Below are 12,527 nucleotides of genomic sequence, written 5' to 3' on the forward strand. Positions count from 1 at the left end.
GGCGCTGGGGTCCAAGTGCCGAAGACCAATGACGGCGGCATAGGACCAGAAGGACGTATCCGGCATATGTCCTGATCGGTCAGAAGTGTAACGAAGTGTATGCCGCGCCCGACTGCTCGGGCGCCTAATCTCGCGCGTTGGCCGGATTTGCCCGGTCCGACCGCTCGAACGCGACCCGCGCGAAGGCTAGACCCAGGCGCAAGCCGGCTTTCAACGTCCCCATGACGGTACCCGACACCTTGGAGGCACCGCCGATGCGGCGGCGATGCGGCACCGGGATCTCGACGATGCGCAAGCCGGCCCGGGCGGCGCGCATCTGCATTTCCAGGTTCCAGCCGTAGGTCATCTCGCGCATGCGGAGCCGATCGAGCACATCCCGCCGGATCGCGCGAAAGGCGCACATGTCGGTATAAGCGACACCGTAGAGCAGCCGCGTCAGCGCGCCCGCAAGGTAGCCGGCTGCGATCTGCAAGGCATTCATGCTGCCGGGCTCCCGCTCGCCACGTGTCCGGGATCCGATGACGAAATCGTGGGTCCCCGCCAGTATCGGCGCAAGCAGCACCGGGACGACTTCCGGCCGGTCGCTGCCGTCGCCGTCGAGGAAGACAATAATGTCGCAATCGCGGGCCGCCTGTGCGCCGGCGGCGCAGGCCCGGCCATAGCCCTTCTGCCTCTCCTCGACGACGCGCGCGCCGGCAGCCCGTGCCCGCTCGACGGTGCGGTCCCGGCTGCCGCTGTCGGCGACGATGATTTCATCCACGACATCGCGCGGAACGGCGCGGATCACCTCGCCGATCGGCGCCTCCTCGTCGAGCGTCGGAATGACCACGGCGACGCGCGGACGCCGAGGCGGCGCGGCAGAGCCCGAGCTCAGCATTTGTTCCGCCGCCGGCATCACAGGCTCCAGCGCAGGCCGCAGCGCGCGCAGGCGGGTGACGGGCGGTCGCTCAGCAGCGCGCGGCGGAATTCCTGATAGCGCTCGCCATTCCAGATTTCGCGCAGGCTCTGCTGGGTGGCATCGCCGAGCGTGAAGCTTTCGTAGCCACGCATCGAGAAGGGCGCGATGCAGCAGGGCAGCGCCTTGCCGTGGGCAGTGAAATACATAAGCGTCCAGGGGCGGCGGCAGAGCGACCAGGGCTGGGTCTCGCGCTCACGCTTGAGGCTCGTGCCGGGCTCGGTGGCGCCCGAGGCGTTGAAGGTGATGCCGAGGGACTGGGCGAGCTCCTCGGCCTCGCGGATGAGCGCGCCCTCCGCCGCATCGAGGCGCTCGAACAACGCCGATTCAGGCCGCGCCAAGCCCTGGCCTTCGGGGAAATAGACGAGGCGCTGCAGATAGACCTCGCGGACGCCGATCTCGACAGCGAGCCGCACGAATGCCGGCAGCTCGGCGAGCGTCTCCTTCAGCCCCGTGAGCCAGAGCGAGACCCGCGGCGTCCGGGCCTTCAACTCGTCTTGCAGGCGGGTGAACGCGCGGACATTGCGCACGATCCGGTCGAACATGTCGCGGCCGCGCACCCGCTCGAAGGATCCGGGCTCGGCCGCGTCGAGCGAGACGCGGAGCTCGTCCAGTCCTGAATCGATGAGCGCCCTGCCCTTGCGGCTCGTGAGCAGCGTGCCGTTCGTGTTGAACAGCACGTAGGTGCCGCGGTCCTTGAGATAATGGATCATGCGCGGCAGCTCGCGCACCATCATCGGCTCGCCGACGCCATGGAGGACCACGCGCGCGATCCGCGGAAACTGATCGACGATCGCCGTGAAGAGCTCCCAGCTCATGTCGGCCGGCGGCTCGAGATCCTCAAAAGTCCGGGGACAGGTGGTGCAGAGCAGATTGCAGCGGTTCGTCGTCTCGAGATAGAGGCACACCGGCTCGAGCTCCACCACCGGACCACGGGTCTCTTCGATATGCTCGAAGTATCGCGCCGGGTTCGGCGCGCGCCCTCCGGCGGTGGTGCTATTCGCGCTCATGATTGCGCTCCGATCCAGCTTGCGCCGGTGCGCGCGCCGCGGCGTCGCCACAGTTCCAGGCAGGCGAGCGCCGCGAAGGGACAGTAGATCGCGGCTTCATAGAGCGCTCGAGTGCCTTCGGGATCGGCTCCGCCCGGCACGAAATAGAGCAGCGGACAGGCGACCGTCAGATAGAGGACCGACGGGCGGGGCGCGAAACAGAGGAACGGTACCAGCCACGCGAAGTACCAGGGATAGTGCGGCGAGAGCAGGACCATCGCGACCACGGTCAACCCGGTCGCCGAGGCGATGTAATGGTCGGCGGCCCGGTCTTTCCGGATGGCATCGATCGCGAGCGCCAGCAGAGCTGCGGCGGCAAGCGCCAGATAAGGCGTAGCGCCCAGTGTACGGAGCGATGGGGCCACGTGCTCGACCAGGCTCCACAAGAAGAAGCCGGAGCCACTCACCAGTTCCTCGCCCTTCACATAGTCGGGCAGGTAGCCCAAGACCGCGCTGCCGGCGCCGAGGAACGGCAGGTAGGCGACGATCGCCGTCACGGCGGCGGCTACGAGCAGCTTCCAGTCCCAGCGGCGATAGAGCGCCGGCAGCAGGATCGCCGGGTAGAATTTCACGAGCGCGGCGGCGGCGATAGCACCGCCCGTGAGCCAGGCCAGCCCGCGCCGCCGCGCCCAGAGGGCGAGTGCGACGAAGCACACGACGGCGGCATCGATATGGCCGCTGCCGGCGAATTCCCAGAGTGCCAGCGGATGCCACGCGTAGGCGAGGATCCGCTCGCGCGGCAGACGCAGGAGTGCCAGCAGGCGAAGCAACAGCACGACGCCTGCCAGCTCGAGACCGACCAGTGTCGCCTTCATCCCGGTGACAGAGTCGTGAAGCCGGGTGGCGATGAAATAGATGACCTCGGCGACCGGTGGATAGATCGTGGGCGCGTAGGTGCGGCGATTGATGTTGGGAAAAATCGCATCGTCCCGCAGCACCGCCAGATGCGGATCGATCGGGATGTAGCGGTAGGGATTGATGCCTGCGGCCTGGACCCGGCCATCCCAGACGTAGCGGTAGATATCGTCCGAGAGATAGGGCGGCGCCAGCAGGACGCCGGCACGCATCGCAACCGCGACCACAAGGATTGCGACAAGACCGCGGCGCGAAAATCCGCCGCGCCACGTCAAGGCGACGGCAACCAGGTAGAGCGCCCCTTGCAACAGCGCGAGGACGATGAATCCGTCTTCTGCGTCCTCATGCTGCAGCCAGAGTCCAACCCCGGTCAGGATCAGCATCAGCGCGCCGATCACGACCATGAGGGGGGCTCGCGGCGCGCCGAGTTTCATGGCGGGACGTGCCCGACCGCGCCCAGCTCGGTTCCCAGGGTATCGATCCCCAGGGCATCGATCCCCAGGGCCTCGAGACCAAGGCGCCGGCCGTACCCCGCCGCCGCAAGGCTTTGCAGATAGGCGCTCGTATCGGGGGCGGCATAGCCTGGACGAGCGCAGCCCGGGGGGCGCCGGCCGCCGAGGATCTCGCGGCAGAGCCATTCCAGCGATGCCGCATCATCGACATCGTACCAGGACGGCAGCGTCACGGTGTCGAGCGCGATGCTTTGCGCCCGCTCCATCGTCTGGCGGAACACCCGCTCCGTGCTCCAGGCGATATCCTCGAAGAGACGGCGATGCAGCCGTTTCAAGCCGATAAGGTAATAGCCGCCGTCGAAAGCGGGGCCCAGCACGACGCGATCGCCCGGTGCCTGCAACGCCCGGACGGCCTCGACCAGCACGGACGTCGGGAGCGTCGGGCTGTCGGCGTTGACGAGGCAGACACCGCCATAGCCCGCCCCGAGCAGGTCCTCGACCGCGTCAGGCAGACTGTTGGCCAGGCCGACGCTCCGCGGCGGCAGCAGCCCGATCTCCGGCGGGACGAGATCGCGGAACAGGGCCTCGGAGCCCGGTGGCGAATAGGCGATGAAGCCCGCGATCGGCACCGTCTCGGCGGCCGCCATGAAATTGGCGGCAATGTCCTTGAGAAAGCAGGCGCTGAGCGCTGCCGCTTCTGCCACGTGAAGTGGCGGGACGAGGCGGGTCTTCACTTCCCCGTTCCGCGGTGCCTTGGCCATCACGGCCAGGGCGCAGGTGTCGCGGCGCGCCTGGTCCATGGGCACCCCTGCTCCTTCTACCGCGCGCCCGCGACGAGCCGTTCCTTCTTGTTTCGCGGAGCCGTCGTGAAACGGTACAAGCCTATCCGTAGCGGCTCAAGATCATCTGCAGTGAGGCCGAACCCGTCAGGGCCGCGCCAGCCCCTTGACCCCGGTCAGGATGGCGCTCGTAAAACTCGCCGCCGTCGTGTTCGCCCCCGTGAAATCGGCCTCGGTCAGATCGGCGCCGGCGAAATCGGCATTCGACAGGTCCGCCCCGGTGAACCGGGCATGCTGTAGCTTGGCGAACTCGAAGGTGACACGCCCGAGCCCGGCGCCGTCGAAATTCGCGCCTGCGAGGTTCGCCCGCGAGAAGTCCGTGCGGATCAAGCCCATCGACTGGTTGCGCATATCCGCCGAGGCGCGCAGATGCGACAGGTTCGCACCCTGCATGTCGTCGAGGCTGAAGCGCGCGGTGACCTTCGCACCCGAGAGGTTAGCGCCGACGAAGCTCGCCGCCTCGGCCGGCTGGGTCTCGAGGCCGCGCGAGACGACCAGCGTCTCGAGCACGGCGTCCGACAGGTCGGCATGGGAAAAATCAGCGCTGATGATCCAGGCCAGGTTCAGCTTCGCGCGCATGAGCTTGGCGCCGGCGAGCTTGGCCTTGACGAATTTCGCGCCGCGCAGATCGGCATCCGAGAGATCGGCACCGGAGAGGTCGGCGCCGCTGAAATCCAGATCGTGGAGATCGAGGCCGGCCAGCGATTTGCCGGCGAGATTGGCACCCGCACCTGGCTGCGCCGCGGCCAGGATCGACTGGACGTCGGCGCGGGTGAGGTCGCCGGCGGAGGCGGCAAAGCCCGCCAGGGATAGGGACAGGAGCCAGAAGAGCGCCGTTGTCCGAAGCATTGCCTCGCCCTCCGCGCCGGTGCCGTTATTCGGCGGCCGTCTTGCCCGCGAACTGGCCGTAGGCAGCGACGGCCCGCACTAACACCCAGCACTATACATAGCACTTGGCCCGGCCCCCATATAGGCCGCCATGCCCATTGGGCAGCCGCTTCGGAGAGTGGGGCGCCGGGCGATCGCGAACACAGTGTCGCCCGGCCTCACCCGCTTGCGGTCTTGCCGCACGCCTTCCGGGCAATTACGGCTGCCAGAGCTTTCGTTTCTCTTCATCCGTCAGGCTTTGCCGTTGCAGCGGCGTCAGTCCGCCATACCCCACGACCTGGATTGCACTGTTCGTGTCGTAGCTTTGCTGCACGTTTTTCTTCCGCTGATCTCCTTTCTGCGGCTGCTGCGTTGGCGTCGCATCGCCACCGCCGTAGCCGAGGACCTCGACCGTGATGATGGAGGGCAAGTCCTGGGCGGTCGACCGGTTGCGGGTCCGGCCGGCGGCCTCCGCCGCGGTCGCGGCCGCCCCTGCGGCGTTGGACGCCGTGGTGAGCGCGCCCAGATTCGGCGCCACCGCGGTCGGGATGCCGAACGCCGTGCCCTGCACCTGGATGTTGAAGGCGTTCTCGACATGGAGTGCTGCGATCGCGAGGTCGCCCGAGACGCGGATGCCGGCCGCCCCCGCATCGACCGTGCCGCGCGGCGCAATCAGGTAGACGTTGCCGCGCGGGGCGCCGGGGATGGTCTGCAGCGTGGCGATGCCGGCGCCGGTCACCTCGGATTTCGCGTCGACCGTGAAGTAGCCGTCCGGGTCTTCCTTATACAGGGGCGGCGGAACGTCCGATGTCGTCTTGGCGCCCTCGCCGGCGTTGATGTCGCCGTTCGAGCTCCAGATCGTCATCTCGCCGCCCTGCTCGGTGAAGATGCGGCTTTGCGCCAGGAGCAGGCTCTGGTCGCTGAAGATCGAGACATTGCCCGTCTCCAGCGTGAGGATACCCTGCTGGTTCGGCCCGATGACCGTGTCGCCATTGCTGTCGACGACGTAGGGCGGTGCGGACGCGCTGCCGACCAGGATGCGGCCGCCGGGGCCGAGGATGTCGATGTTCCCGCCCTCCTGCGTCTGCACCGTGGCGCCGCGCATGTCGAAATAGCCCGTGCCGACCAGCTGATTGGCGCCGTTGGTGCCGCCCTCCAGGTTGTTCTGCGTGTAGCCGTCGCTCGCCGGGAACAGCGTGTTGATCGCCTGATAGCCACGGATGTACTGGTGGTAGTAGGGGCTCGCTGGATTGTTGTAGTCGGCGCCGACTTGGGTCAGGACCGCGAAGAACTGCCGATCGATGAAGGCCTGCTGCTGATACTGCGGCAGCGTCTCGAACAGGGTCCAGGCTTCATCGGGCGTCAGCGGCGCGATGCCACCGTTCCCGCCGCTCCGCTTGAGACTGTCCGCCGCGATCTGCTCGACATAGGCGACGAGTTGCGGCGACAGGTTCGGGATGCCCGGGATCGGCGCGGCCGCCGGATCGATGTAGGTCGCGGCGAAGCCCGTATCGTTGATGCCCTTGCCGACGCCGAACAGGATCGAGATGTGGGCGCTCTCTGCAGGCAGAGCGGCGTTATCGAGGTCGCCGATGGTCTCGATGCCGGTCGCAATCGTGCCGTTCAGGCTCGAACCGCCGGCTCCATTCTGGAAGACCAGATAGGATTGATTGGCCGAGGTGAGCGGCCCGATGTTGCGGCCCGCCTGGATGTCGAAATAGCCGGGGCCGGCCAGTTCCAGCGCCGGGGTCAGATAGTTCGCCCATCTCGGATCGGTCAGCGGCGCCGTACCCAGCACCGGATCGTAGATGTCGTGCCCGGCGACGATCCGCGTGACATCCGAGGCATAGAAATTCTCGCCCAGGAAGGACAGGTTGACGATGTCATTCCCGGCCTGGATGAAGGCGGGCTTGTTGGGCTCCAGAACGAGCTCGTCGTAATAGAAGCCGAGACTGTCCTGGGCTCCGTCGGTGATATTGCCGTTCAGTGCGTAGACCCGCACCGGATTGGCATTCTGCGCGTGAGAAATCGTGTGCTCGTAGCGCGGAAGGCCGCTTGAGGTCGGCTGCAGCGGGTCCGTAGCACCGATGCCTGCATAGAACTGCGATTGCTGATTGAGCGGCGAGGGCAGCAGCGACGGGTCGACGTCGAGCAGACCGAAATATCTGCTGAAGAAGGAACCGCCCGCGACATCATCTGCAAAGCTGATCGATTGATCGGCGAGCAGGGTGAGCTGTCCGTTCACGGAGGGATAGAGTTCCCCGGCATTGTCGATCTCGATGCCGCCGCCGAGCGCCGTCATGCTGAGCGAGGCGGGCAGAAGGGTACCGCTATCGGTCGAACCCAAGAACGGGGCGTTCGACGCGGTCATGGTGCCGAGCTTCGCGTTGCCGACCGTCGAGAGGATCGACAAGGACGAGGTGCTGCTGGGGCTCTGGGAATCGCCCGCGCCTATCCCGAAGAGACTGAAGTAAGATGGGTCATAGACGCCGCCAATATTGGCGTCCTGACGCGCGGTCACCGTCCAGTTCGTATTCTGGTAGCCGAGCAGCGGCGCCATCGGTGTCGAGACGCTGACGGCCCCGGCTATCCCGCTCGTGGTGGTCGAGAGGGTGAAGGCGGAGCCGATTTCGCCGCCGGCGGTCAATGATCCGGCGCCGTTCGCGACGAAATAGGCGCCGCCTAGAATGTCGCCGCCGGCGCTGACCGCGAGATTGCCGCCGCCCAATGTATTCACCGCGCCATTGGAAATGTTCCAGGTCGTCGGCAGCGCGACGGACAGCTCTCTAATATCGCCCTTCGCCGTCACGCTCACGTTGCCGCCGGCCGACATCACCCCTTGGTCGAACGCCGCGAAATTGATCGAGCTTTGCGTGACTTGGCCGGAGCTATTGGTGACATTGTTGGTTTCCATCCATTGCCACCAGAACTGGGCGACATAGGTGCCCGCGGTTCCGGTCACATTGCCGGTCGTGTCGTAGACCTGTTCGATGCCGTTGATGTTCCTGCCCGCGCTGATCGTGATGTTGCCCGCATTCACCGGCTGCACGGGGCCGGTGACGAGCAGTTCGCCCTGGTAGGCACTGCTCGTGGACGGCCGGAGCACCGACGCCGAGGTGTCGGCGGTCGTTCCGGGCGCCGGCTCGCCTGCCGTATAGACCGCCGCAGGCGCCGCCGTATCAAGCCAGTCGACATCGCCCGCCGCCGCGATGTCAATCGAACCCGTGCCTGTCCGCACCGTCGTCGGGAAGAGCAGCGTCCTGCCGCTGATGAAATCGGACGAAAGCGGATTGCCGTCCAAGTCCTTGGTCGCCGTGTCGGCGACCGTGAGATGCCCGTCGAGGTTGACGCTGCCGGTCGAGCCGGGATTCACCGCAAGCGGATCGGCGCTCGTGAAATTCGCGCCGGCGACCAGCCGATAGCTGGAGCTGGAACCGCCGAGCAGCGTCGCGGCGTAGAGCGGGATCGGATTGCCCGCGACCGGCTGATTGTCCGGATTGTTGTTGGGACCGAAATCCACGACCGGCAAAGTGCCGAGATTGGGGAGGATAACGGTGGCGGGATTGCTGGCTGGAGCGTATGGCGGATAGATGAACGGGAATGTGCTGTTCCATCTCTCACTGCTCACATAGCCCGAATAATATGTGCCCCAATCCGTAATATACTGAGCATAGTCCGACGAGTAATTGGCATAAGTGCCATTGTCGAGCGGCAGCAACAGGGGTGACGGCGTATCGGGATGGCCTTGTGTATTAAGAAGGATCGTGTAGCCGTAAACGCCCTGCAGCCAATTATAATAGGCTGCGGCATAAGCTGCGTAGCTCGGATAATTGATAGGCTGCGGCGCAACTGGAACATTGGGATCCGAATCCGTCGGTTTGTAGCCCAGCCAACCATAATATTGGCCAAAAGGTTGGTCTTGTCGGTTGAAGATACCTATCCAACCAGTGTTGCTGGGCTGACCCCATTGGGTAATGTAACCCTCATAATTTGCGTAATACGCAGATGACTGATTTTCGAGCGGCGCCTGGAGCGGTTTGTAATAAGGATCGGCCGCGATATTCGCGGTACCGCCCCCGTTAAGATTGATCACCAAGCCGGTAAGATTGATGTTGTATTGGGCAATCAGCCCCAATGCCGCATTGTAATTTTGCAGCGCTTGGTCATACGCCGAGTTGCCGGGCAGTTTGCCAGGCTCGGCATAGGGCGCGAACGGCGCGTAGAAGAGCTGCGAGCCCACGCCCTGTTGCGTGATGTTGCCGGTCTGGAACGCGACATAGTTGATATAGGTGAGATAGTCGCCCGCATAGACCGCGTAATCCGACGAATAGGCCGTGTAGTAACTTCCGTTGAGAGTGGGCTGCAGCAGCGGCGGCGGCGTGTTTGTCGTCGTCGCGTTGAAGTTCGCCGCCAGCCAAGTCTGATAGGCTCTGGCATATTGGGCATAGGAGGCGAAATTCGAGGGCTGCGGCGCGGTGGCAGTCACCGCCTCCGTCGCGGGATTGGTATAGCCCTTGAAGCCGAATTCGTCGCCCCAGTTGTAAAGATAAGCGAACGTGCCGTTCTGACCGGAGCCGAAGTCGGCCATGTACTTCATGTAGTTGTTATAATAGGCCTGCGCCTGGTTCTGCAGAGGCGCTTGCACCTGTTGAAAATAGGGATCGCCGTTCGATGAAATATCCGCCAGAAGATTGGCGTTCTGGTCATAGATAGTGCCAGTCCACAAGATATCTCCCGAATAGAACGCGCCGTTCACAAGATAATTGATGACCCCGTTATAGGCATCCAAGGCCGCATTATAGCTGGACGTTGGCGCAGCGATCGGATCGGCCAGGCCGACGCCGCCGTTCTGCTGATAGAAGCCATCGGTGATGGACGCCTTTATGTTGAGATTTCCGGCGGCGAGGACGGAGAGGACCGGGGCCGCACCGTTGTAGCGGAAGACCTGCGTGACATGGCCCTGGCCGTCGTCGGTCCCCGCGCCGAGGTTCCAGTTGGTGAGCACCGAGATGGCGCCCTTGTTGTTATTGAGATCGGGGTTCTCGAGCACGATCCCGGGTGCCACCTGCGCATTGGCGATGCCGGCATAGCGGTTGCCGAAGCTATAGCCGGGGGTTTCGACATAGGCCATCAGCGTGCCGGGGCCGTTCGCCGAATTCCCGCCGACATAGCCATAGAAGGTCTGATGATCGGCATTGGCCGTATCGGGCACGAAGTAATCGTTGCTCTGATAGCTCGCGAGCGTCGCCGCGTCGGTGGGTGCCTGCAGGATATTGCCCGACGCGTCGACCCAGGTGCCGGAGACATATTGCGGCGCCCCGCCATTGCCGTCCTGGTAATAGCCCGAGGGATCGATGATGCCGTCGAAGTGCTTGGCGGCATCGGTGGAGGCGTCGGTGGTGCTCCACACTGCATAAGGCTCGATCGTGACGGTGCGGGCTCCGGTCAGCGTGGCACCACTGTCGATGCCGATCTTTACGTCGCCATTCGCCAGCAGTGGCGCCCGGAAGCTGATCGTGCCGCCATAGAGCGCGCCGGCGCCGCCCGAGACGTCGATCACCGCCGCGGGCCCGACATGGATCGTGCCGCTGTCGGCAGCCTGCACATTCTCATAGCCGTAGGTCGCGTTCAGCGTGCCGTCCGGTGTGCCGGTCGTGCCGATGACCACGACGCCGCCCGCTTGCGCCGGCGTCGCGCTGCGCGCGAGCAAGCTGCCCTCGATATCGACGCCGCTCCTGCCGTAGAGCGCGATCTCGCCCGCCGCAGGGCCGGAGACGTCGATCACGCCGTCGATGACCAGATTGCCGTTGCCGGCATTCGGGCTGGCCCCGCCATTGGCGGTCAGCAAAACATTGGCCGCGCGCAGCGTATTGCCCGCGGACAGCACCAGATTGCCGGTTCCGGTGGTGACGGAAATCAGCGTGTTCACGCCGCTGGACGCGAGCGTCGCCGCGAGCGTATCGAGGTTGACCGCACCACCGGTATCGAGCGTGAACGAGCCGCCCTGATAGCCGGGCAGCGCCCCGCCCTCGAGCGTGCCCGCCAGGTTCACCGCCCCCTTGGGCGCGCTCAACGTCACCGCACCGGCCGTGCCGCCCGCCGCGGCGCCCGCGAAGTCCAGCACCACGCCGGAGGCGACGGTCACCGTGCCCGCATCCGCCTTCAGCACGATGTTCCCCGCCGGCGCGTAGGCCGCCGTGTCGAAGAACTGCTTTGCGAACCCGGACACGTCGACATTGGCATTCACGGCGAGATCGCCCGTGGTCGCGTCCAGCGTCACATTGCCGGCCGGCACCTGGATCAGCGTGTTGTCGGCGACCGCGCCGCCGATCAGCGTGATGGCGCCGCCGAAGGCGCCCGCCGCCGAGGTGGCACCCGCCGCAGGGGCGGCGTTCAGCACCAGCGCCCCGGTCGTCTTCAGCGTCGCGTTGCCGCCCGCCCCGGCCACGATCACCGGTGCGGTCAGCGTCACCGGCAGGGCGCCGAAGTCGAACGTGCCGGCGCCCTGCCCGACGATGCCGTTCGCGGCCGTGGCCTTGACCGTGCCGAAACCGGAGAACGCCGCCGTGCCGGCACCCTGCCCGACCGTGCCGAAGTCGATCTCGTCCGCGGTGAGCGTCAGGCCGCTCGCCCCGGCGACGGGTGCTGCCGGCGCCGGTGCGCTGAGGTCGTTCGACAGCGTCAGCACCCCGGCATGGATCGAGACGTTGCCGGCATGGCCCGCCGCCCCGCTCGTGAACGCCCCGGCGCTCAAGGTCAGCCTGTTCGGCACGTCGATGGCGATGCCGCCCTCGAAGTCGATGGCCCCGTAGCTGCGCAGGATCACCTGGCTCGCGGTCGCGAACTGGGCGAGCGTCGCGGCGCCGATCACCATGCCGGAGAGACTGGGGCCGGAGAGACTGGGGCCGGAGAGACTGGGCGCCGCGCTGCCGGCGACGAAGGTGATGAGCCCGCTGTCCGCCACGATCGCCTGGCCGCTCAAGGTCGCGCTCGGGTCGACCCGCGTGTTGCCCGCGGCATCGAGCGTCAGCCCTTGGCCGCCCGCGAGCGTCACGCCGCCCTCGACCGTCAGCAGCCCTTGCGCCGCGGCGGGCAGGTCGTTGCGGCTGATCTGCAGGGGGCCGCCGTTGGAGACCGCGAGCAGCGCGCCGTCGCCGCTGACCGCCGCCGCCCCGGTCGTGCTGTTCGCGGTCGTGCTGTCGGCGTTCTGGCCGATCGTGATCGCGACCGGCTTGCCCGGCGAACCGCCCGCGGCCGTGATCACGCTGCCGCTCTTGACCAGGAGGCCGGTCGCGGCGTTCGGATCGGTGCCGGTGGGGTCGGTGCCGGTGGAGTCGGCCTTGGTGACCAGGATCACTTCCGGACCGGTCAGCGGTGCGGCGACGTCGTTCGCGACCACGACGCTGTTCGCCGTGGCATGGATCGTCTCGCCCGTGCTGGTCGGGCTCCTGGTGCCGCCGATCAGCAGGCTCCCCGCCCCGAGCTGGTCGAGTGCCGCGGCGCCGAGCTG

General features: G+C 66.1%; 6 protein-coding genes. All 6 read right to left on the minus strand.

Going from position 1 to position 12,527, the window contains the following annotated elements; all coding sequences use genetic code 11:
- Positions 1–124: 124 nt before the first annotated feature.
- The 6 genes from IEY58_RS29725 to IEY58_RS29750 all read right to left on the minus strand — a co-directional run bounded on the left by IEY58_RS29725 (position 125) and on the right by IEY58_RS29750 (position 12,416).
- Positions 125–895, minus strand: a complete 771-nt coding sequence (locus tag IEY58_RS29725; RefSeq protein WP_229744055.1) for a glycosyltransferase family 2 protein — start codon at positions 893–895, stop codon at positions 125–127.
- Positions 895–1,965 carry a radical SAM protein gene (locus IEY58_RS29730; RefSeq protein WP_189051797.1) on the minus strand — a complete coding sequence of 357 codons (1,071 nt, stop codon included), beginning with the start codon at positions 1,963–1,965 and terminating at the stop codon, positions 895–897. The genes IEY58_RS29725 and IEY58_RS29730 overlap by 1 nt, the downstream gene beginning before the upstream one ends.
- On the minus strand, positions 1,962–3,263 hold the full coding sequence (locus IEY58_RS29735) for a glycosyltransferase 87 family protein (protein ID WP_189051798.1): 1,302 nt from the start codon (positions 3,261–3,263) through the stop codon (positions 1,962–1,964). The genes IEY58_RS29730 and IEY58_RS29735 overlap by 4 nt, the downstream gene beginning before the upstream one ends.
- A gap of 26 nt (positions 3,264–3,289) precedes the next feature.
- Positions 3,290–4,111, minus strand: coding sequence for a TIGR04282 family arsenosugar biosynthesis glycosyltransferase (locus IEY58_RS29740; protein WP_189051799.1), 822 nt, complete (start codon positions 4,109–4,111; stop codon positions 3,290–3,292).
- Positions 4,112–4,237: 126 nt separating this feature from the next.
- Positions 4,238–4,999 carry a pentapeptide repeat-containing protein gene (locus IEY58_RS29745; protein WP_189051800.1) on the minus strand — a complete coding sequence of 254 codons (762 nt, stop codon included), beginning with the start codon at positions 4,997–4,999 and terminating at the stop codon, positions 4,238–4,240.
- A 235-nt stretch (positions 5,000–5,234) separates the two neighbouring features.
- On the minus strand, positions 5,235–12,416 hold the full coding sequence (locus IEY58_RS29750) for a filamentous haemagglutinin family protein (protein ID WP_229744056.1): 7,182 nt from the start codon (positions 12,414–12,416) through the stop codon (positions 5,235–5,237).
- Positions 12,417–12,527 lie beyond the last annotated feature (111 nt).

Source organism: Aliidongia dinghuensis, assembly GCF_014643535.1.
Classification (GTDB): Bacteria; Pseudomonadota; Alphaproteobacteria; order ATCC43930; family CGMCC-115725; genus Aliidongia; species Aliidongia dinghuensis.